25 protein-coding genes and 1 pseudogene are annotated in these 20849 nt (G+C 73.0%); 3 read left to right on the forward strand and 23 right to left on the reverse strand.

Going from position 1 to position 20849, the window contains the following annotated elements; genetic code table 11:
- Window positions 1-19 precede the first annotated feature (19 nt).
- A complete protein-coding gene (coaA, locus tag KKR89_RS12935) occupies window positions 20-1027 on the forward strand; it encodes a type I pantothenate kinase (protein ID WP_243882670.1) in 1008 nt (335 codons plus the stop codon).
- Window positions 1028-1045: 18 nt separating this feature from the next.
- Here coaA and KKR89_RS12940 read toward each other — a convergent pair whose 3' ends face one another.
- From KKR89_RS12940 to KKR89_RS12975, 8 genes are all read right to left on the reverse strand, one after another.
- Complete coding sequence (locus KKR89_RS12940; protein ID WP_208195809.1) at window positions 1046-1597, reverse strand: hypothetical protein; 552 nt, start codon at window positions 1595-1597, stop codon at window positions 1046-1048.
- 208 nt (window positions 1598-1805) lie between these two features.
- The gene (locus tag KKR89_RS12945; RefSeq protein WP_251140890.1) at window positions 1806-2549 is read right to left on the reverse strand and encodes a DedA family protein; all 744 of its coding nucleotides are present in this window, start codon (window positions 2547-2549) and stop codon (window positions 1806-1808) included.
- Between the two features lie 52 nt (window positions 2550-2601).
- A complete protein-coding gene (locus tag KKR89_RS12950; protein ID WP_208195810.1) occupies window positions 2602-3396 on the reverse strand; it encodes a glutamine amidotransferase in 795 nt (264 codons plus the stop codon).
- Window positions 3393-4088, reverse strand: a complete 696-nt coding sequence (locus KKR89_RS12955) for a peptide deformylase (RefSeq protein ID WP_208195811.1) — start codon at window positions 4086-4088, stop codon at window positions 3393-3395. Before KKR89_RS12955 ends, KKR89_RS12950 begins: the two co-directional genes overlap by 4 nt.
- Before the next feature lie 50 nt (window positions 4089-4138).
- Window positions 4139-5488 (reverse strand): phosphoglucosamine mutase, encoded by a 1350-nt coding sequence (gene glmM, locus KKR89_RS12960; protein ID WP_208195812.1) that lies wholly within the window; start codon window positions 5486-5488, stop codon window positions 4139-4141.
- A 168-nt stretch (window positions 5489-5656) separates the two neighbouring features.
- Entirely contained in the window at window positions 5657-6145 is a 489-nt protein-coding gene (rpsI, locus tag KKR89_RS12965) for a 30S ribosomal protein S9 (RefSeq protein ID WP_208195813.1), read from the reverse strand.
- Window positions 6146-6188: 43 nt separating this feature from the next.
- On the reverse strand, window positions 6189-6632 hold the full coding sequence (gene rplM, locus KKR89_RS12970) for a 50S ribosomal protein L13 (protein WP_191782414.1): 444 nt from the start codon (window positions 6630-6632) through the stop codon (window positions 6189-6191).
- Between the two features lie 229 nt (window positions 6633-6861).
- Window positions 6862-8538, reverse strand: a complete 1677-nt coding sequence (locus tag KKR89_RS12975) for an ATP-binding cassette domain-containing protein (protein ID WP_208195814.1) — start codon at window positions 8536-8538, stop codon at window positions 6862-6864.
- Between the two features lie 103 nt (window positions 8539-8641).
- On the opposite strand from KKR89_RS12975, the gene KKR89_RS12980 reads away from it, so the two are divergent.
- On the forward strand, window positions 8642-9133 hold the full coding sequence (locus KKR89_RS12980; protein WP_208195815.1) for a DUF5709 domain-containing protein: 492 nt from the start codon (window positions 8642-8644) through the stop codon (window positions 9131-9133).
- Between the two features lie 50 nt (window positions 9134-9183).
- Here the strand turns inward: KKR89_RS12980 and truA are convergent, their stop codons facing one another.
- A complete protein-coding gene (gene truA / locus KKR89_RS12985; RefSeq protein ID WP_208195816.1) occupies window positions 9184-10113 on the reverse strand; it encodes a tRNA pseudouridine(38-40) synthase TruA in 930 nt (309 codons plus the stop codon).
- Window positions 10114-10139: 26 nt separating this feature from the next.
- Here truA and KKR89_RS18370 point away from each other — a divergent pair, with 26 nt between their 5' ends.
- Complete coding sequence (locus KKR89_RS18370) at window positions 10140-10913, forward strand: ROK family protein (RefSeq protein ID WP_251140891.1); 774 nt, start codon at window positions 10140-10142, stop codon at window positions 10911-10913.
- A 111-nt stretch (window positions 10914-11024) separates the two neighbouring features.
- Here KKR89_RS18370 and KKR89_RS18375 read toward each other — a convergent pair.
- The 14 genes and pseudogenes from KKR89_RS18375 to KKR89_RS13055 all read right to left on the reverse strand — a co-directional run.
- Window positions 11025-11639: pseudogene (locus KKR89_RS18375) on the reverse strand (alpha/beta fold hydrolase); the annotation flags it as partial.
- 96 nt (window positions 11640-11735) lie between these two features.
- On the reverse strand, window positions 11736-12278 hold the full coding sequence (gene rplQ / locus KKR89_RS12995; protein WP_208195818.1) for a 50S ribosomal protein L17: 543 nt from the start codon (window positions 12276-12278) through the stop codon (window positions 11736-11738).
- Between the two features lie 81 nt (window positions 12279-12359).
- A complete protein-coding gene (locus tag KKR89_RS13000) occupies window positions 12360-13373 on the reverse strand; it encodes a DNA-directed RNA polymerase subunit alpha (RefSeq protein ID WP_208195819.1) in 1014 nt (337 codons plus the stop codon).
- Between the two features lie 213 nt (window positions 13374-13586).
- Window positions 13587-13988 carry a 30S ribosomal protein S11 gene (gene rpsK / locus KKR89_RS13005; RefSeq protein ID WP_135973018.1) on the reverse strand — a complete coding sequence of 134 codons (402 nt, stop codon included), beginning with the start codon at window positions 13986-13988 and terminating at the stop codon, window positions 13587-13589.
- A gap of 77 nt (window positions 13989-14065) precedes the next feature.
- A complete protein-coding gene (gene rpsM, locus KKR89_RS13010; protein WP_191782401.1) occupies window positions 14066-14446 on the reverse strand; it encodes a 30S ribosomal protein S13 in 381 nt (126 codons plus the stop codon).
- Window positions 14447-14618: 172 nt separating this feature from the next.
- Complete coding sequence (rpmJ, locus tag KKR89_RS13015) at window positions 14619-14732, reverse strand: 50S ribosomal protein L36 (protein WP_013117849.1); 114 nt, start codon at window positions 14730-14732, stop codon at window positions 14619-14621.
- A 68-nt stretch (window positions 14733-14800) separates the two neighbouring features.
- Window positions 14801-15022, reverse strand: coding sequence for a translation initiation factor IF-1 (gene infA, locus KKR89_RS13020; RefSeq protein WP_012867920.1), 222 nt, complete (start codon window positions 15020-15022; stop codon window positions 14801-14803).
- 209 nt (window positions 15023-15231) lie between these two features.
- Complete coding sequence (gene map / locus KKR89_RS13025; protein WP_208195820.1) at window positions 15232-16065, reverse strand: type I methionyl aminopeptidase; 834 nt, start codon at window positions 16063-16065, stop codon at window positions 15232-15234.
- Between the two features lie 11 nt (window positions 16066-16076).
- The gene (locus tag KKR89_RS13030) at window positions 16077-16655 is read right to left on the reverse strand and encodes an adenylate kinase (protein WP_208195821.1); all 579 of its coding nucleotides are present in this window, start codon (window positions 16653-16655) and stop codon (window positions 16077-16079) included.
- Window positions 16652-17947 carry a preprotein translocase subunit SecY gene (gene secY, locus KKR89_RS13035; RefSeq protein WP_208195822.1) on the reverse strand — a complete coding sequence of 432 codons (1296 nt, stop codon included), beginning with the start codon at window positions 17945-17947 and terminating at the stop codon, window positions 16652-16654. Before secY ends, KKR89_RS13030 begins: the two co-directional genes overlap by 4 nt.
- Before the next feature lie 75 nt (window positions 17948-18022).
- On the reverse strand, window positions 18023-18835 hold the full coding sequence (locus KKR89_RS13040; protein WP_208195823.1) for a hypothetical protein: 813 nt from the start codon (window positions 18833-18835) through the stop codon (window positions 18023-18025).
- Window positions 18832-19548, reverse strand: coding sequence for a hypothetical protein (locus KKR89_RS13045; RefSeq protein WP_208195824.1), 717 nt, complete (start codon window positions 19546-19548; stop codon window positions 18832-18834). Before KKR89_RS13045 ends, KKR89_RS13040 begins: the two co-directional genes overlap by 4 nt.
- Window positions 19545-20129 carry a hypothetical protein gene (locus KKR89_RS13050; RefSeq protein ID WP_208195825.1) on the reverse strand — a complete coding sequence of 195 codons (585 nt, stop codon included), beginning with the start codon at window positions 20127-20129 and terminating at the stop codon, window positions 19545-19547. The genes KKR89_RS13045 and KKR89_RS13050 overlap by 4 nt, the downstream gene beginning before the upstream one ends.
- Window positions 20126-20764 carry a signal peptidase I gene (locus KKR89_RS13055; RefSeq protein ID WP_208195826.1) on the reverse strand — a complete coding sequence of 213 codons (639 nt, stop codon included), beginning with the start codon at window positions 20762-20764 and terminating at the stop codon, window positions 20126-20128. Before KKR89_RS13055 ends, KKR89_RS13050 begins: the two co-directional genes overlap by 4 nt.
- Between the last annotated feature and the right edge of the window lie 85 nt (window positions 20765-20849).

Genomic DNA, 20849 nt, shown 5'->3' on the forward strand with positions numbered 1-20849 from the left:
ACCGGGACGCTCGGAGCAGATGGGTGGCGCGCGGCGCCGGTCGGCACCAGCACGCCCCGTCATACGGAACAATCGTCGGGTGCCGTCCCTGGTCCCCGCCACGCCCTACGTCGACCTCGACCGCAGCGCCTGGACCCGCTTGTCGGCCTCGACACCCCTGCCGCTGACCGATGCGGACGTCGACCGGCTGCGCGGCATCGGCGATCCCATCGACCTCGCCGAGGTCGATGCCATCTACCGTCCACTGTCGCGCCTGCTCGACCTGTACATCCAGGCCACGCGCGGCCTGCACCACGCGACGAGCACGTTCCTGCGCGAGGACGTCGGCCGCACGCCGTTCGTCATCGGCGTCGCGGGCTCGGTCGCCGTGGGCAAGTCCACGACGGCGCGGCTGCTGCGCGAGCTGGTGGCACGGTGGCCCGCGACGCCGCACGTCGAGCTGGTGACGACGGACGGCTTCCTGCATCCCAACGCCGAGCTCGAGCGGCGCGGCCTGCTGCAGCGCAAGGGCTTCCCCGAGTCCTACGACCGGCGGGCGCTGCTGCGCTTCGTGTCGAAGGTCAAGGCCGGACGGCCCGAGGTCACGGTCCCGGTGTACGACCACCTCACGTACGACATCGTGCCCGACGCGCACGTGGTGGTGCGGCAGCCGGACGTGCTCATCGTCGAGGGCCTCAACGTGCTGCAGCCGGCACGCCCCACCCTGGCGGGCACGTCCAACCTCGCGCTCAGCGACTTCTTCGACTTCTCGATCTACGTCGACGCCCGCACGTCCGACGTCAAGCAGTGGTACGTGGACCGGTTCCTGTCGCTGCGCGCGACGGCGTTCGCCCGGCCCGAGTCCTACTTCCACCGCTACGCGTCGCTCACCGACGACGAGGCGGTCGCCCGCGCCGAGAGCATCTGGGACAGCATCAACGCGCCGAACCTCGAGGAGAACATCCTGCCGACGCGCAGCCGCGCCACACTGGTGCTCACCAAGGGACCGGACCACGCGGTCCAGCGGGTGCGGCTGCGCAAGATCTGACGAACCGCCGCACCGGCCTCAGGGTGCGGGGACGTCCGCCGTGACGGGCTGCTCGAGCGCGACGGGGTGCTCCGTGCGGTCGACCACGTCGAGCTCCTCGAGCGCCGCGGGCAGGCCGGCGCCGGAGCACGCCGCCTCACGTGGCAGCAGGACGGCAGCGCCCAGCGCGTCGACCAGCCACACCTGGGCGACGATCCCGACGCCGCACGCGGCGGACGTGCCCGTCACGCCCCGGACCAGCGGCTCCAGGTCGCCCTCGAGACGCGTCGACGTGACCGCCCACCACCGACCCGCCGAGTCGCGCAGCGTCCCGCCACGGTCGCACAGCAGCGCGGTGTCGGCGACGAAGCCCTCCGGCGGCAGGCCGCGCGTCGTCGTGGCGGCGGCACCGGTGCGCAGGGACGGGTCCAGCTCGAGGCCGAGCGCGTCGAGCACCTCCGGGTCCAGACAGCTCGCGTCCGTCCGGACCTCGGCCGTCGTCGCGGCGGGCTGCGCCGCCACCGACTGGTCGCAGCCCGCGAGCGCGAGCACGGCGATCCCCGCCGTCGCACCGCGTCGCGCTGCCCGCACCCTCGTCCTCCACCGCCTCGTCCCCGGGCGCACGGGGTCGGACCCCACACGTCGTGGGGCCTCGCGGTGGGCGGGGAGCGTGACGTCGACGTCGCGCTCCCTCGAGCGTAGGCCGCGCCGGACGGCGGAGCCCGCCCGGCCGACCGGTCGATACCGGATCGTTGTCACAGCGGTCACATCGTGAGGTCATCGTGACCTCCGACTGGCGTCAGGCGACCGTTCCGTCGCCCGGCCGGACGCGCGCGTCGGCCGCGACGGCCGGCGAGGCGTCGGGCGTCGGCCGCTCCTGCTCGAGCGCGGCCCCCGCAGCCTGCTCGGGCAGCGGGTCGATGTGCAGGCAACGCCGCAGCACCCGGTCGACGACCAGCCCGATCGCGAACCCTCCGAGGATTCCCACCACCACCCCGACGATCGGCGAGTGCCCCAGGACGGTCCCCGTGCCGATCCCGATGAGGGTCGAGTAGAGGGCCCAGGTCACGGCGGCGATCGCGGTGAGGAGCACGAAGCGGCGGCGGCGGAAGCCGAGCGCGCCGGCCGTCATGTTGACCGCGACCCGCCCCACGGGGATGTAGCGCGCCGCGATGATGAACGCGGCGCCGCGGTCGCGCAGCGCACGCTCGGCCCAGTCCAGGAGCGCCTGCCCGCGCCGGCCGCGGAAGCCGCGCAGGCGTCGGATGGGCAGGGCCCTGCCGATCTGGAAGGCGATCTGGTCACCCGTGAACGCCCCGAGGGCCGCCACCGCGATGACGGGCCACAGCACGGGACTGCCCGTCGAGGTCGAGAGCGACGCGAGACCGATGACCAGCGACTCGCTGGGCACCGGCGGGAAGAACCCGTCGATCGTCGCGAACCCGAGCAGCGCCGCGAAGACCCACGGCGACGCCGCGAGGTCGAGTGCCCACTGCTCGAGCACGTGGCCCCCCTTCGTCGTGCCCACCCCGGCGGTGGCCACGTGCCCACGCTAGGTGCGCACCGCTCCCGGGCACATCGGGTATTCCCCCGAATCAGCCCTGACGGACCCCCATCTCGTCCCCCAGGACGGTGCGGCCCGGACCGGCGTCCCCCCGCGGGTGGACGTACCGCTCGACGAACGCCCGCAGCACCCCCGGCACCGTGCGCACGCCGCTGGTGCGCGCGTCGGCCACCACCTGCGCCGCCTCGGCGGGGTCGAAGTACCCGTCGTAGCGGTACGCCTCGACGCGCGTCGCGAGGCCGTCGACGTCGAGCTCCGGGTGGAACTGCGTGGCGTACACGTTCCTGCCCACCCGGAAGGCCTGGACGGGTGCCGTGCTCGACGTCGCGAGCAGCACCGCGTGAGGCGGCAGCGCGCTGAGCCCCTCCTTGTGCCCCACGAACGCACCGAACCGGGTGGGGCCGACGCCCATGACGGGGTCGGCGCGGCCGGCGGCGGTGAGCTCGACGGTGACCGCGCCGACGGGCTCGGGGTGGGCACGGTCGACGACACCACCCTGGTGCCGCCCCAAGGTGCCGATGCCGTAGCAGGCCCCGAAGAACGGGTGGTCGGCGGGCACGACCGCGTCCAGCAGCCGCGCGAGGTCCGCCTCGACCCTGCGCTGCACGGCGGACTTGGTGTCCTCGGGGTCGCTCACGCAGAAGGGTCCCCCGCCGAGCACGATGCCGGACCACGCGTCGAGGTCGACGTCGCCCAGGGGAGCGGCCTCGAGCCGCACACGACGCAGGGTCGACTCGTCGAGGCCCGTGCACCTGAGCATCGCCGCGTACTCGTCGTCCGCGGGTGCGTCCTCGGGCCGCACCCCCAGGAACAGGAACGGCTTCATCGCCTCTCCTCCCCGGCACTCCCCCGTGCCGTCCGCGGCAGCTCGAAGCCGAGCGCCCGCGCAGCCTCGTGCGGGACCGGCTCCGCTCCCCAGTGTGCGCCCCAGGCGTCCGTCGCGGACAGCGAGCGGGTGATGGCCCGGTCGACGTAGAGCGTGCCGCGCAGGTGGTCGGTCTCGTGCTGCACGATCCGTGCGGGCCAGCCGCGCAGGACCTCGTCGACCCGTGCACCCGTCTCGTCGAGCCCCGTGAGGCGCACCGTCCGCGCCCGGGCCACGACGGCCTGGTACCCGACGACGCTCAGGCAGCCCTCGTAGAAGGCGACCTGGTCGTCGTCGACCGGCTCGTAGGACGGGTCGACCAGCACCCGGTACGCGAGCGGGGCGCGCTCGCGCACGTCGGCGACCTCGCCGTCACCCGCCCCCGGGTCCTCGACGACCGCGAGCGCCAGCGGGATCCCGATCTGCGGTGCGGCCAGCCCGACGCCCGGGGCCGCCCGCATCGTGCGGCGCATGAGCGCGAGCAGCTCGGTGAGCTCGTCGGCACCGAGCCCGCCGTCGTACGGCCGCGCCACGGCACGCAGCACGGGGTGGCCCGCCTGGACGATCGGCGCGACGGCGTCGGGTCCCGCGGCGCGTGCCGCGTCCAGCGTGCGGCGCGCGAGGTCGCGCGCGATGCGGTCGCTCTCGGACATCCGTCCTCCTCCTCAGCCCCGGCAGGCCGCCGGCTCCCCGGCGGGCGACATCACAGCGACAGGCGCTCCCGGACGACACCCGCGAGCTCGTTCGCGACGGCGTCGGCCTCCTGCTGCGTGGCGGCCTCCACCATCACGCGGACGAGCGGCTCGGTGCCCGACGGGCGCAGCAGCACGCGTCCCGTGTCACCGAGCGAGGCCGTCGCGGCGGCGACGGCCTCGACGAGCACGGGGTCGTCCGTGCGCGAACGGTCCACGCCCGGCACGTTGACGAGGATCTGCGGCAGCCTGCGCACGATCCCCGCGAGCTCGGCCAGCGGGCGGCCGGTCTGCACCACACGGGCCGCGAGGTGCAGCGCCGTCAGGAGGCCGTCACCCGTCGTGGCGTGGGCCGCCATGATGATGTGGCCGGACTGCTCGCCGCCCAGGCCGAACCCGCCGGCGCGCATGGCCTCGAGCACGTACCGGTCACCGACGCCCGTCTCGACCGTGGCGATGCCGGCCTCGCGCATCGCGATCCGCAGCCCCAGGTTGCTCATGACCGTGGTGACGAGGGTGTCGTGCCGGAGGTCGCCGCGCTCGTGCATCGCGACGGCGAGCACGCCCATGATCTGGTCGCCGTCGACGAGCTCACCGGTCGCGTCGACCGCCAGGCAGCGGTCGGCGTCGCCGTCGAGCGCGACACCGAGGTCTGCGTGCGCCGCCACGACGGCCGCCTGCAGCTGCTCCGGGTGCGTGGACCCGCACGCCTCGTTGATGTTGCGGCCGTCGGGCGACGCGTTGATGACCACGACGTCGGCGCCCGCCTGGCGCAGCGCGACGGGCCCGACCTCGCTCGCGGCGCCGTTGGCGCAGTCGATGACGATGCGCAGACCCTCGAGCCGCGTGCCGCCGATCGTCGCGACGAGGTGGTCGACGTACTGCTGGCCCGCGAGGTTGAGGTCCATGCGGATCCGACCGACGTCCGCGCCCAGGGGCCGGTCCCAGTCCTCACCCATCCGCGCCTCGATGGCCGCCTCGACGTCGTCGTCGAGCTTCTGGCCGCCGCGCGCGAGGAACTTGATGCCGTTGTCGGGCATGGGGTTGTGCGACGCGGACAGCACCACGCCGATGTCGACGCCGCGCGCCGCCGTCAGGTAGGCGACCGCCGGTGTCGGGAGGATGCCGACGTTGTCGACGTCGACGCCCGCGGACGCCAGACCCGCGGCCACCGCCGCGGAGAGGAACTCGCCCGAGATGCGCGAGTCACGACCGATCAGCGCACGGGGACGGTGCCCGGCGAAGTCGCCCCGTGAGGCGAGCACGTGCGCCGCGGCGACGGACGCGTCGAGCGCGACCTCCGCCGTGACGTCCCGGTTCGCCAGACCGCGCACCCCGTCGGTCCCGAACAGTCGACCCATTACCCGGCTCCTTCGTCCTGCCGGCGGCCCGCCCCCGCGAGGACGCTGCCGGCGTCGTGCCTGATCCGTTCCCGACGCCGCGACCCGCGTGCCGGCCCGTCCTGCCCCGGCATGCCGATGGCCCCGGCGGTCTGTCGACCGCCGAGGCCATCGGGCCGGAGCGCTGGGTCAGCGCTTCGAGTACTGCGGCGCCTTGCGGGCCTTCTTGAGACCCGCCTTCTTGCGCTCCACCACGCGAGCGTCACGCGTGAGGAAGCCGGCCTTCTTGAGCGCCGGACGGTTGTTCTCCGCGTCGATCGCGTTGAGCGCGCGGGCGATGCCCAGGCGCAGCGCGCCGGCCTGGCCGGAGACGCCACCCCCGGTGATGCGCGCGACGACGTCGAAACGACCCTCGACGTCCACGAGCTTCAGCGGGGAGTTGACGAGCTGCTGGTGCACCTTGTTCGGGAAGTACTCCTCGAGGGCGCGGCCGTTGATCTTCCACTGGCCGGTGCCGGGCACCAGACGGACGCGGGCGATGGCCTCCTTGCGGCGGCCGAGCGCCTGGCCCGGTGCCGTGAGGGACTGCCCGCGGCCGGTGGGCGCGACGGTCTCGGAGGTGTAGCTGGTGGGCGTGTCGTCGCCCTCGTACTCGGTCTCGACGGTGGTCTGAGCCACGGGATCCTCGCGTTCTAGTTTCTCTGCCGCAGCAGCCGGGGGCTTACTGCGCCACCTGGGTGAGCTCGAACGGCTTCGGCTGCTGGGCCGCGTGCGGGTGCTCCGCACCGCGGTAGACCTTGAGCTTGCTGATCTGCCCGCGACCGAGGGTCGTGTGGGGCAGCATGCCGCGAACGGCCTTCTCGATCGCACGCTCCGGGTGCTTCTCGAGGAGGTCGACGTAACGGGTCGCCCGCAGACCACCCGGGTAACCGGAGTGGCGGTAGGCGAGCTTGGTCTCCCGCTTGTTGCCGGTCAGCGCGACCTTCTCCGCGTTGATGACGATGACGAAGTCGCCGCCGTCGACGTGAGGAGCGAAGGTCGCCTTGTGCTTGCCGCGCAGCAGGGTGGCCACGTGGCTGGCCAGACGACCGAGCACGACGTCGGTCGCGTCGATGACGTACCAGTTCCGCTCGACGTCGCCGGGCTTCGGGGTGTACGTGCGCACGGGGTTGCCTCTGTCTCGTGATACGTGTCGTGGCCGGGCGCGCAGGGCGACCGGCCGAGGATGGCTGCCGGAGCATCCCGCCCGGCGAGTGGGATCGCACCAGGACGTCCATCGGCACCCGGTGGTGAGAAGCCACCGGTGCGCGACAGGGGACGCACAACGACGCACCAGACTACCCGGACCGGCTCCGCCAGGCAAAACAGGTGGCAGGCGTCACGTGCGTCGGTCCCTACCGTACGCGCTGCACCCGCCCCGCGTCCCACACGGGCTCCGGCGTCTCGAGCACCGAGCCGTCGGACCCGAACACCAGGTAGCGGTCGAACGTGCGCGTGAACCACCGGTCGTGCGTCACCGCGAGCACCGTGCCGTCGAACGCCGCGAGCCCCGCCTCGAGGGCCTCGGCCGAGTGCAGGTCGAGGTTGTCGGTGGGCTCGTCGAGGAGCAGCAGGGTCGCGCCGCCGAGCTCCAGGAGCAGGATCTGCAGCCGCGCCTGCTGACCGCCCGACAGCGTCTCGTACCGCTGCTCAGCCGCCGCGACGAGCTCGTACCGGTCCAGCGCGCGGCTCGCGGCCTCGCGGCCCAGTCCGGCGCGGTGGCCGTCACCCCGGTGCAGGACCTCCAGCAGCGTGCGCCCCACGAGCTCGGGGTGCGCGTGGTTCTGCGCGAACCACCCGGGCCGCACGCGCGACCCCAGCACGACCGACCCCGTGTGGGCGACGGGCGCGACCGGCACGTCACCCGCGGGCGCGTGCTCGGGGTCGGAGCCGCCGGCGGCGAGCAGCCGCAGGAAGTGGGACTTGCCTGAGCCGTTCGCCCCCAGCACCGCGACGCGCTCGCCGTACCAGACCTCGAGGTCGAACGGCCGCATCAGCCCCGTGAGCTCCAGGTCCTGCGCGACGACGGCACGCTTGGCCGTCCGCCCGCCCCGCAGCCGCACGCTCACCTGCTGGTCCCGCGCCAGGACGGCCGGCGGCCCGGCCTCCTCGAACTTGCGCAGCCGCGTCTGCGCGGCCTGGTAGCGCGAGGCCAGGCCGTCGTTGAACGCGGCCTTCGTCTTGAGCGTCACGACGAGCTCGCGCAGCTGCGCGTGCTCCTCCTCCCAGCGCCGCAGCAGCTCCTCGTGACGTGCGCGCCGGTCCGCGCGCGCCTGCGCGTACGTCGCGAAGCCACCACCGTGCACCCAGACGCGCGCCCCGCCCTCGGCCGGCTCGAGCGTGGCGACGTGGGTCGCCACGCGTGCCAGGAGCTCGCGGTCGTGGCTGACGAACAGGACCGTGCGGCCGCTCGCGACGAGCCGGTCCTCGAGCCAGCGCTTGGTCGGCACGTCCAGGGCGTTGTCGGGCTCGTCGAGCAGCAGGACCTCGTCCGGCCCGCGCAGCAGCGCCTCCAGCACGAGCCGCTTCTGCTCGCCGCCGGACAGCGTGCGCACGTACCGGTGCTGCGCACGCTCGAACGGCAGCGAGAGCACCGCGTCCGTCACCCGGTCCCAGCCCACCTCGGCCTCGTACCCGCCGACGTCCGCCCAGTCCGCGAGCGCCTGCGCGTACCGCATCTGCGTCGGCTCGTCGTCCACCTCCATCATGGCCAGCTCGGCGGCTGCGAGCTCCGCCGCGGCCTCGCGGACCGCCGGGGGCGCGAGGCCGGCGAGCAGGTCACGCACGCTGCGCTCGTCGTCGATGCGTCCGACGTCCTGCCGCATGACGCCCAGACCGCCGCTGCGCTGCACCGAGCCCGCGTGCGCCGCCGTGTCGCCCGTGACGATGCGCAGCAGCGTCGACTTGCCGACCCCGTTGGGCCCGACGAGCGCCACGCGCGCACCGTCACCGACCCGGAACGTCACGTCGTGCAGGAGGGGACGCCCGTCGGGGAGCGTGTAGCCGACACCGCCGACGTCGAGATGGCCCATGCGGATCAGTGTGGGCCCCGCGACGTGGGAGCCGGAAGCGCATTGCGAGGCGCGCACCGCGGTCCTGTGGCGGGACCGTGCGAGCAGTGCTTGGGTCGGGGGCATGAGCGAGGACACCCCAGCAACCAGCACCGACCCGGCACTCGGCACCGAGGGTGACAGCAACCAGCTGCCCGGCGAGGACACGATGGTCGAGCGCGGCGTCACCGACCCGCTCGACGAGGGCATCACCCCGCCCGAGCGCCCGCGACCGGCCTCCGCGCACTTCGGCGAGACGGCGTGGGAGGAGTCCCGCGGCGAGACGCTCGAGCAGCGCGTGGCGCAGGAGGAGCCGGAGGTCTGGGAGGTTGATGCGCCGCCCGCCGCGCACCGCGACGAGCTGCGCGCCGGACGGCTGGTCGAGGACGACGACGCGGTCGAGGCCGGCGGGACGGACCAGTTCGCGGTCGACGCGGGCGTCGACGGCGGCGCCGCGTCCGCCGAGGAGGCCGCCGTGCACGTCATCGAGGAGGAGTACGTGGGCGCCTGGGCCACGGACGACGACGACGAGGTCACGTCGCAGGACGTCGGCGGCGAGGAGCCCCGCACCCCCTGAGCCTGCCGTCCAGCGCCGGCACCGCGCGCGTCGGCGTGGTGCCGGCGCCGTCAGCCGCAGCAGCCCGGCGCGAGCGGGGGGCCGCTCAGGTCGGCGGCGCTGCGGCGCGCGCGCGTCTGCTCCGCACGACCCGCCAGCTCGTCGTCCGAGGGGTACGTGACCTCCTCGAGCGTCAGACCGTGCGCCGGGACCACGGTCGCGCCGCCGTGCCGCACCCGCCCGTCGAGGATCTCGCGCGGCCACGTGACAGGGCGCCGCCCCTCCCCCACGGCGAGGCTCGCGCCGACCAGCGCGCGGACCATCGAGTGGCAGAACGCGTCGGCCTGCACGTGGGCCACCACCAGCCCGGCGTCCGGACCCGCGTCGGGCCGCGACCAGCCGAACGCCTCGAGCGTGCGGATCGTCGTCGCGTCCGGCCGCGGCTTGCAGTAGGCCGCGAAGTCGTGGCGCCCGACGAGCGTGCCCGCCGCCGCGTCCATCGCGGCGACGTCGAGCGGCCGGCGGTGCCACAGGACCCACCCCCGCCGCAGCGGGTCGCGCGTGGCGGGGTCGTCGCAGACCCGGTAGGCGTAGCGCCGCCGCAGCGCGGAGAACCGCGCGTCGAACCCGTCGGGCGCACGGTGCACGGCCCGCACCACCAGGTCGTCGGGCAGCACGCCCGCCAGGCGCGTCAGGAGGGCGTCCACGTCGTCCCGGTCCGACCGGCCGCGCACGGCCGTCAGCGCGCCCGCCACGACGTCCACGTGGGCCACCTGGCCCCGCGCGTGCACTCCGGCGTCGGTGCGTCCGGCCACCGTCACGCGCGGCCGCGGATCACCCCGCGGGGCGCTGCGCAGCACCGTCGAGAGACCCGCCTCGAGCTCGCCCTGCACGGTGCGCAGGTCCGGCTGGCGCGCCCAGCCGGCGAACCGCCCGCCGTCGTACGCCAGGTCCAGGCGCAGGCGCACGGTGCGCGTCTCCTCACCGGTCACGGGCCCCACCGTAACGGGCGGGCTACCGTGGCACGGTGCACCGTCCGTCCGAGCCGTACACGCTGGCCGTCGACTGCGGCGGCAGCGGCATCAAGGCGTCCGTGCTCGACGCCGCCGGCACGCTGCACGCTCCGGCGGTGCGCGTCCCCACCCCCTACCCCCTGCCCCCGCAGCGCCTGGCGGACACGATCGCCGACATCGCCGCCCGCCTCCCGGGCGCGCAGCGCGCCACCGTGGGGGTCCCCGGGATGATCCGCCACGGTGTCGTGGTCGCCACGCCGCACTACGTCACGCGGTCGGGGCCGCGCAGCGCCGTCGTGCCGGAGCTGCGCACCGCATGGGCGGGCTGCGACGTGCAGGCGCTGCTGACGGCCCGGCTCGGCATGCCCACGCTCGTCCTGAACGACGCCGAGGTGCACGGTGCCGGCGTGGTGTCCGGCACCGGGCTGGAGCTCGTCCTCACGTTCGGGACCGGCCTGGGCGCCGCGCTCTTCGACGGCGGGCGGCTCGCGCCCCACCTGGAGCTGTCGCACGCCCCGGTCCGGTGGGGCACGACGTACGACGCGTACGTCGGCGAGCACGAGCGGGCGCGCCTCGGGGACGCGCTGTGGTCACGACGGGTCCGCACGGTCGTCGAGGGGCTGCGCCCCGTCTTCCACTGGGACCGGCTCTACCTCGGCGGCGGCAACTCCCGGCGCGTGTCGCCGCCCACGCTCGAGCGGCTCGGCGACGACGTCGTCGTCGTGCCCAACCAAGCCGGGATCGTCGGGGGCGTGCGCGCGTGGGACCTGCGCACGCACGACGCCTGACCTGTCAGCACGGGCTGCGAGCTCGTCGAGCACCTCCAGCAGCACGCGGGTGAAGCGCACGGGCTGCACGAGGCTGACGAGGTGCGAGGCCCCCGGCACGACCACGAGGTGCCCCTCGCGGCACGCCGCCAGGAACCGCCGCTCCTCGCCACGGAAGTGGTCGAACCGGCCGTTGACGATCCAGACCGGCACGTCGAGGCGCGCGAGGTCCGTCAGCGGGTCCGCGCGCCGCATCGCGCGCATGGTGTCACCGACGACGTCCAGCGCGAAGCCGCCGGCACCGGCGTCGGCGGCGCCCTGCGCCGGCAGGAACCGGTCGACGAGCACCTGGTTGACCGCCGCGCCGCGGTCGGGCAGCCGCGCGAAGAACCTGTCGGCAGCCGCCTCCCATCCCCGCAGCACGACGGGATACGGCCGCGAGCTGCACCCCGCCGCCACCAGCCCTGCGACCTGCCCGGGATGACGCGCGGCGTGCGCGATGGCGATGTAGCCGCCGAGTGACAGGCCCACGACCAGCGCGGGCCCTCCGATCTCGTCCACCCCGTCGCTGACCGCCTGCAGCGCACCGTCCCACGTGAACGTCTCGGCGATGCGCTCACCGTGGCCCGGCAGGTCGATCGCCAGCGCCGGGTGCCCGGCCCGCTGCAGGGCCTCGACCTGTGCGCGCCACATCGTGCGGGACGCCCGCAGGCCGTGCACGAGGACGACGGGCGGGGCCGGGGCCATGGCTCGAGGCTATGCGGGCACCGGCGCGCACGCCCGCCGGACGCCGCAGGGCCCGGACACCGTGCGGTGTCCGGGCCCTGTCGTGGTGCGGGTGCGTCAGGCCTTGGCGTCCTCGACGGGAGCGTCCTCGACCGGGGCGTCCTCGACCTTGGCGTCCTCGACCGGAGCGTCCTCGACGGGGGCGTCCTCGACGGGCTTGTCCTCGGACTTCGCCGCCTTCTTGGGCGCTGCCTTCTCGGTGGCGCGCGTGGCCTCCTTGACGACGGCCTGCTTGGGCGACAGCGGCTCCAGGACGAGCTCGATGACGGCCATGGGGGCGTTGTCGCCCTTGCGCGGGCCGATCTTGGTGATGCGCGTGTAGCCGCCCTGGCGGTCGGCCACGGCCGGCGCGATCTCCGTGAACAGGGTGTGCACGACACCCTTGTCCTTGACGACGGTCATCACGCGACGACGTGCGTGCAGGTCGCCGCGCTTGGCGAACGTGATGAGGCGCTCGGCCAGGGGGCGCAGGCGCTTGGCCTTCGTCTCCGTGGTCGTGATCCGCCGGTGCTCGAACAGCGCCGTCGCGAGGTTCGCGAGGATGAGCCGCTCGTGCGCCGGGCTGCCACCGAGCCTGGGACCCTTGGTGGGCGTGGGCATGGTCTCTACTCCTTGGGTTCTGCGATGAGGGCGACGTGCCGTGGCCGGCGCGTCAGCGCGCGGTCACTCCGGCCACCTACGTCAGTACTGCTCGTCCTCGACGAAGTCCGTCTCGTCGTCCCCGTAGTAGCCGCCGGCGGCCGTGGGGTCGAAGTCCAGCGGGCTGTCCTTGAGCGTCAGGCCGAGCTCGGCCAGCTTCTCCTTGACCTCGGTGATCGACTTCGCACCGAAGTTGCGGATGTCGAGCAGGTCCGCCTCGGACCGCGCCACGAGCTCGCCCACGGAGTGGATGCCCTCGCGCTTGAGGCAGTTGTAGGACCGGATCGTGAGCTGCAGGTCCTCGATCGGCAGCGCCAGGTCCGCGGCCAGGGCCGCGTCGGTCGGCGACGGGCCGATCTCGATGCCCTCCGCCTCGACGTTGAGCTCACGGGCGAGCCCGAACAGCTCGACCAGCGTGCGGCCGGCCGACGCCAGGGCGTCGCGCGGGCTGATCGCCGGCTTCGTCTCGACGTCGACGATGAGCTTGTCGAAGTCGGTGCGCTGCTCGACACGGGTCGCCTCGACCTTGTACGTCACCTTGAGCACCGGCGAGTAGATCGAGTCGATCGGGATACGACCGATCTCGGCATCGAACGACTTGTTCTGGTTCGCCGACACGTAGCCACGACCGCGCTCGACGGTCAGCTCGATCTCGAGCTTGCCCTTCTCGTTCAGCGTGGCCAGGTGCAGCTCGGGGTTGTGCACCTCGACGCCGGCGGGCGGCACGATGTCCGCGCCGGAGACCTCACCCGATCCCTGCTTGCGCAGGTACATCACGACGGGCTCGTCGTTCTCGGAGGAGACGACGAGGTTCTTGATGTTGAGGATGATCTCGGTGACGTCCTCCTTGACACCCGGGATCGTCGAGAACTCGTGCAGCACGCCGTCGATCCGGATCGACGTCACCGCAGCGCCAGGGATGGACGACAGGAGCGTCCGGCGCATGGAGTTGCCGAGGGTGTAGCCGAAGCCGGGCTCGAGGGGCTCGATGGAGAACCGCGAACGGTGCTCCGAGATGACCTCTTCGGTCAGGGTGGGACGCTGTGCGATCAGCACGGTGTGTTTCCTCTCCGCGAGCGTCCGCCATATGACGCTTTCGCAGGTACTGCGTGCCTGGACGTGCCTCGGTCTGCACGTCTGGGCGTCAGTGCTGTGGTGGACCGACGCGCACACGGCCGGCTGCCCCTGCGGGGCTGCCTGACGTGCTGCGCGGCGGGCACGCGACGGCCGGGACGGGTACCACGGGGTACCGTCCCGGCCGGACGCGGGTCAGACGCGGCGACGCTTCGGCGGACGGCAGCCGTTGTGGGCCTGCGGCGTCACGTCCTGGATCGAGCCGACCTCCAGGCCGGTGGCCTGCAGCGAACGGATCGCGGTCTCACGGCCCGAGCCGGGGCCCTTGACGAAGACGTCGACCTTGCGCATGCCGTGCTCCTGCGCCTTGCGAGCGGCCGCCTCGGCAGCGAGCTGCGCGGCGAACGGCGTGGACTTGCGCGAGCCCTTGAAGCCCACCTGGCCCGACGACGCCCAGGCGATCACAGCGCCCGACGGGTCGGTGATGGACACGATGGTGTTGTTGAACGTGCTCTTGATGTGCGCCTGGCCGTGGGAGACGTTCTTCTTCTCCTTGCGGCGCGGCTTGCGCACGGCGGTACGGGACTTGGGAGGCATCTTTTCTTCTCTCGGGGTCTGCGGGTCGGTGGGCCGACGGGCGGGCGGTCAGCGGCAGGCGCGACCAGCCCGCGGCGTCACTTGCGCCCGGCCTTCTTCTTGCCGGCGACGGTGCGCTTGGGGCCCTTGCGGGTACGCGCGTTGGTCTTGGTGCGCTGACCGCGCACCGGGAGGCCGCGGCGGTGACGCAGACCCTCGTAGCTGCCGATCTCGACCTTGCGGCGGATGTCGGCGGCGATCTCGCGACGGAGGTCACCCTCGAGCTTGAAGCTGCCCTCGAGGAAGTCGCGCAGTGCGACCAGCTCCGTGTCGCCCAGGTCCTTGACCCGGACGTCGGGGCTGATGCCCGTGGCGGCCAGGGCCTGCTGCGCACGCGTGCGCCCGACCCCGAAGATGTACGTGAGGGCGACCTCGACCCGCTTGTCGCGGGGCAGGTCGACACCGATGAGACGTGCCATGTGCCTGGTGGCTCCTGTACTGCACTCGGAGGTCTGCCGCACCGTCCTCCCGCAGTCCCTGCGGGCCCCAGCCTCCGAGCTGGGGGTTCACCGTGACCTGGGCCTCAGCCGTGGTCACGGGCGGCGGTGCGCTTGCTGCCCCCGGGAAGGGGGCGGTGGCGGTGCTGGCTGCTCAGCCCTGGCGCTGCTTGTGGCGCAGGTTCTCGCAGATCACCTGGACGCGACCGTGCCGGCGGATCACCTTGCACTTGTCGCAGATCTTCTTGACGCTCGGCTTGACCTTCATCGCGTTCGTTCCTCCGCCGCCGCGCCCGGGCCACGTGGGTCCGACCGACGGCGTCTCGATGGTGGTGGTTACTTGTAGCGGTAGACGATGCGCCCGCGGGACAGGTCGTACGGGCTGAGCTCGACCACCACACGGTCCTCGGGGAGGATCCGGATGTAGTGCTGGCGCATCTTGCCTGAGATGTGCGCGAGCACCTTGTGGCCGTTGGCCAGCTCCACGCGGAACATCGCGTTGGGCAGCGCTTCGACCACGCTGCCCTCGATCTCGATGACGCCGTCCTTCTTGGCCATGTCCTCCGCTAACTGTCGTGCTCGACTTGTCCTGCCGGTGGTCGTACCACCCCTGAACCCGTCCGCAGGACATGCCGGACCCGCACGAGATCGTGCGGCCTGATCATGGGGTGACTGGTCGCCGAACTAACGGCGCACACAACCAACGAGCAATCATACGGCATCCTGACACCGCTCGGTACCGGCAGTCGGCTGCCCCGGCCGCCGACTCAGAGCGTGGCGACGTCGACGCCGAGCGCGCGCAGCCGAGCGGCACCGCCGTCCCGCGCGGTGAGCACGACGATGCCGTCCTCGAGCAGCGCGACGGTGTGCTCCCAGTGCGCCGCCCGGGAGCCGTCGTCGGTGACGACGGTCCAGTCGTCGGTCAGGGTGTGGTTCGCCTGGTCACCACGGACCAGCATCGGCTCGACCGCCACGCACAGCCCCGGCCGGAGCTTGAGCCCGCGGTCGCGGGTCCGGAAGTTCGGGACGTCGGGCGGCTGGTGCATGGCCGTGCCGATCCCGTGGCCGACGTAGTCCTCGACGATGCCGAACGGGTCTGCCGCACCGCGCGCGGCGGCGGCCTCGACGACCTCCTCGACGGCCTCCCCCACCGCGCCCAGCCGCTCCCCCGTGGCGAGCGCCGCGATACCGGCCCACATGGCGTCCTCGGTCGCGTTCGCGAGCTCGACGTCCGCGGGATCGGCGGGGTCGAGGACGACGGTGAAGGCGGAGTCGCCGTGCCAGCCGTCGACGATCGCGCCGCAGTCCACGGAGACGACGTCACCGGGCTGGAGCACGCGCGAGCCCGGGATCCCGTGGACGATCTCGTCGTTGACGGAGACGCACAGCGACGCGGGGTACCCGTGGTAGCCGAGGAAGGACGGCGTGGCACCGGCGGACGTGATGACGTCCTCGGCCACGGCGTCGAGCCGGGCCGTCGTCACACCCGGCGCCAGGGCGGTACGGACGGCGTCGAGCGCGTCCGCCACGACCAGGCCGGCACGCCGCATGACGGCGACCTGCTCCGGGGTCTTGTACTCGACGCGCTCGCGTCCGAACACGGCCGCTCCCCCTAGGAGGCGGACGTGCTCAGCACGGCGAGGAGCCGAGCCGTCACGTCGTCGACCTCGCCCAGCCCGTCGACCTGCACGAGCACGCCGCGGGCGGCGTAGACCTGCGAGATGGGCGCCGTCTGCTCGGCGTACACGCCGAGCCGGTGCCGGACGACGTCCTCGGTGTCGTCCGCGCGCCCCTCGATCTGTGCACGCTTCGTCAGCCGGTCGACGACGACCTGCGGGTCGACGGTGAGCTCGACCGCGAGGTCGAGCTCGTGCCCCGCGGCAGCCAGGATCTCGTCGAGCGCCGCGACCTGGGCGACGTTGCGGGGGTACCCGTCGAGCAGGAACCCCTCGACCGCGTCGGCCTGGGCGAGCCGGTCACGGACGAGCTCGTTGGTGAGCTCGTCCGGGACCAGCGCACCGGATGCCGTGATGTCCTGCACGCGTCGCCCGAGCTCCGTGCCGTTCTTGATGTTGGAGCGGAAGATGTCGCCCGTCGAGATGGCCGGGATGCCCAGCTTCTCGGCCAGGCGGGCGGCCTGCGTTCCCTTGCCCGCACCGGGAGGGCCGAGCAGGACCAGACGTGAACTCAACGCAAGAACCCTTCGTAGTGCCGCTGCTGCAGCTGCGACTCGATCTGCTTGACGGTCTCGAGGCCGACGCCCACCACGATGAGGATCGACGCCCCGCCGAACGGGATGTTGGCACCGACGCCGAGCACGATGAAGGCGATCATCGGGATCAGCGCGACGAGGGCGAGGTAGAGCGAGCCCGGCGTCGTGATGCGCGTGATCACGTAGTCGAGGTACTCGGCCGTCGGCCGGCCGGCCCGGATGCCCGGGATGAAGCCGCCGTACTTCTTCATGTTGTCCGCGACCTCGTCCGGGTTGAACGTGATCGCCGTGTAGAAGAAGCAGAAGAAGATGATGAGGACGATGTAGATCGCCATGTGCAGCGGCGCGGCCGGGTCGGCCACGTTCACGCTGATCCACTGCACCCAGCCCGCGGTCGCGTCACCGAACTGCGCGATCAGCGTCGGCACCGCGAGCAGCGAGGACGCGAAGATCACGGGGATGACGCCGGCCATGTTGATCTTGATCGGGATGTAGGTGCTCGACCCGCCGTACATGCGGCGCCCGACCATGCGCTTCGCGTACTGCACCGGGATGCGGCGCTGCGACTGCTCGACGAACACGACCAGCCCGATGACCAGCACCACGATGGCGAGGACCGCGACGAACTTGCCGACACCGTTGTTTCCGCCGGCGATCGACCACAGGGCGCCGGGGAACGACGCGGCGATCGACGTGAAGATGAGCAGCGACATGCCGTTGCCGACACCGCGCTCGGTGATGAGCTCGCCGAACCACATGATCAGGCCGGTACCCGCGGTCATGGTGATGACCATGATCAGCAGCGTCAGCGGCGTGTCGTTCGGGATGACCTCGAGCGTGCAGCCCTGGAACAGGTTGCCGCTGCGCGCGAAGGTGATGATCGTCGTCGACTGCAGGATCGCCAGGCCGATGGTCAGGTACCGCGTGTACTGCGTGAGCTTCGCGGTGCCGGACTGCCCCTCCTTGTGGAGCTCCTCGAACTTGGGGATCACCACGCGCAGGAGCTGCACGATGATGCTCGCCGTGATGTACGGCATGATCCCGAGCGAGAAGACGGACAGCTGCAGGAGCGCGCCGCCACTGAACAGGTTGACGAGGCCCAGGAGGTCGTTGTCGGCGGTCTGCTCGATACAGGCCTGGACGTTGGGATAGCTCACCCCGGGGGTCGGCAGGAACGACCCGACGCGGAAGAGCACCATCATCCCGATGGTGAAGAGCAGCTTGCGCCGCAGGTCGGGCGTCCTGAACGCCCGAGCGAATGCACTGAGCACCTGTCGTCCTCCTGCTGTGTGGGCCGTCCTCCGACCCCGTCGCCGTCGATGAGCGGGACGGACCGCCGGTAGAGACTACCCCGCGGACGGCGTCGTGCCGGACCCGCCCGGGTTCTGGACGTCGCGACGTCGTCGAGCGGCGCCGAGGAGGGTCGATCCGACGCCGATGGCCACGACCGCGAGCAGGGCCGCGCGGAGCGCGTCGAGGCCGGTGAGGGCGAGGGCGGCGGTGCCGGCGTCCGAACCCGCCTCGCTCGCGGGGCCCGTGGCCGAGGAGCCGGCGGAAGGAGGGGTACCCTCCGACGCCGGCGGCGTTCGCCCGTCGAGCCGCAGGAGGACCTCGTAGGTCGCCTCGCGCGGCGCGACGTTCGCGCGGTTGCCGGAGGTCGCGGTCAGAGGCAACGCGGTCACCACGGTGACCTGCGTGCTCGCCCCGCGCGCCAGGGGGACGTCGACGACCTGGGTCGCGCCCGCAGCTGCGAGCTGCCGGAAGGACGAGCGCCCCTCGCTCGACGCGGTGCTCCACGCGAGCGTCAGGTCCGCGTAGAAGTCGCCCTGCGGTACGCCGGTGGAGTGGTAGATGTCGAGCGCGTCGGGATCAAGCAGCGTCACGTCCTGCACCCAGCCGCGCAGGGTCGCGTCCGTCGGGCCGTGGTTGGTCACGGTGATGGTGCGGCCCTGCATGTCGCCCGGCACGACGACGGGCGTGCCGGAGAACGACGAGGAGTCCGTCGTGTACGACGACCCGTCCCAGGCCAGGTTGACGGTCGGGCCGTCCCACGTGGTCACGAGCGCCTCGCCGTAGCCCGCGGCGGCGGCCGGCGAGGCGAGGAGTGTCGCGACGACGCCGGCGACGAGGACCCCGAAGGCCCGGGCCGGGCGCCTCACTGACCCGGCCTGAAGGTCGTGAACGCGAGTCTGAGGCGGTGCGTCGGCTCGTTCGCGGGCACGAAGGTCTTGCGGACCTGCGCGCTCCAGCTGCTCTGCGCGCCCACACGCTCGGACGTGGTGCCGCCGGACGTCGTGACGCCGGCGTCGACGGACGCGGTGTTGCCGTACGACCCCTTCAGCTGCTCGAACGTGGCGATGAGGCACCAGTACTCGCTGGTGAGCGCCTTCGTGGTGCTGTAGGTGGAGGGGACCGGCGTCGACGTGCTCGCGTCCGGCCCGGACGCGGTCGCGGTGCAGGCAGCCGCGCTGGTCACCTTGACCAGCCGCACGGTCGAGTCACCGAAGACGCCACCACTGATCTGGCGGGTCACGGTGTACCGCAGGCCGCGGTGGCCCTGCGCGAGCGCGTCGACCTGGAAGAGGAGCGCGACCGAACCTGTCGTGTAGAGCGTCGCGGCCGCGGCGGACCCGAACGTGAAGTCGACGGTGTCGGTGGCGCTCGTCGCGTAGTCCGTCTGAGCAACCGGTGCGGACGCCCGCACGCCGAAGGCGACCACGCCGGAGGGCATGCTGGCGGACACCGTCTCGACGTCGCGCCACAACGCCAGCGTCCCGCCACCGACCATGCCCACGAGCGCGGCGATCCCGACGGCGAGCGCCAGCACCGCGGCAGTAGGCAAGCTGACGAGCCGCTCTCGAAGGCCGCTCATCGCACCTGCTCCAGGTCGAGCTGCAGCGTCCCGCTGGCCGAGGTGGTGGGCTGGTCGGGCAGCGCTGAGGGCGCGACGACACGGTCGGTGCCGTTCCACTGCAGAGTCGCGACGAGTGTCCACTCCCCCGTGCCGCTGGGCAGGCTCGCCGGTTGCAGCGTCATGGGCGCGCCGAGCCGCGTCGGGCCGCTGGTCACGCCGGACGGAGACGTCACCACGAACGTGCCGTCGACACCCGCCGGGACGGAGGTACCGGCCAGCCAGCGCACCGTGAGCCGAGCGCGCAGGTTGTCGCCCTCCAGGGTCGTCCGGAAGCGCTGCGTCAACGTGAACGAGTCGCCCGGGACCGCGAGGTGGTCGGCGGTGCCACCGGTACCCGTGGCGATCACGTGGCCGGTGAGCCCGGGGGACGTCTCCGCCCACTGGACGCCACCGACGAGCTCGAGGTCGAGATTGCCGGTGCGCAGCACGCCGATCGCCGCCTCGGCGTCGCTCGACCACATGGCGTAGGTCGTCCCGGACGCCAGCGTGGCCGTCAGCACGGCGGCCAGCGCGATCGCGGCAAGGCGGCGGCGCGTCACGAGGCGACCTTGTCGCTCGAGGCGCGCTGCTCGGCGGTCGCGTCGGCGTCCGTGGGGTCCTCCGCGAGGCCCACGGCCGGGTCGGCTGCAGCGTCGCGGGCGGCCCGGCGGGCGCGGTCGGGGCTGAGCACCATCCACGCACCGTAGACGACGAGCGCGATGGCGGCGCCCACGACGATGGTGGAGCGGTGCTGGCCGGCCGCCAGCGTCACGTGCCCGACGTAAGGCACGTGGTAGACGACCTCGGCCTTGATCTGCTGGGCCTGCAGGGGCTCGTCATCGGCGCCGTTCGCGTCGCCGCGCGTGACCCAGCGCGGGCCGTCCGCCGTCGAGCGGAAGGACACGACGCGGTGGGTGACGAGCGTCGGGTCGTCCGGCAACGGCTGGAACGACACGACGTCTCCGACACGGACCTCGGTCGCGGCGTCCTTGACGCCACGCACGACGACCACGTCGCCGGGGTCGTAGGTCGGCACCATCGAGCCCGTCAGCACGGTCAGCGCCGCGCCGTCGAGCATGCGCGGCACGACCGTCAGCGCCACCGCGAGCACCAGCACCGCGAGGACGAGGGCCGTGGTGACGGCCGACAGGACGCCCGACGACCAGCTGTCGCGCGGTGCGCGGGTGGCGGTCATGGCGTCCTCCTGGTCGTGGGTCGCGGGGTGGTGGCGGTACGGACAGTGGTGCGCGGGGGCCGGGCGGTCGGCCGGCCCCCGCGCG

Origin of the sequence: Cellulomonas dongxiuzhuiae (assembly GCF_018623035.1) — a bacterium.
GTDB classification, from domain to species: domain Bacteria; phylum Actinomycetota; class Actinomycetes; order Actinomycetales; family Cellulomonadaceae; genus Cellulomonas; species Cellulomonas dongxiuzhuiae.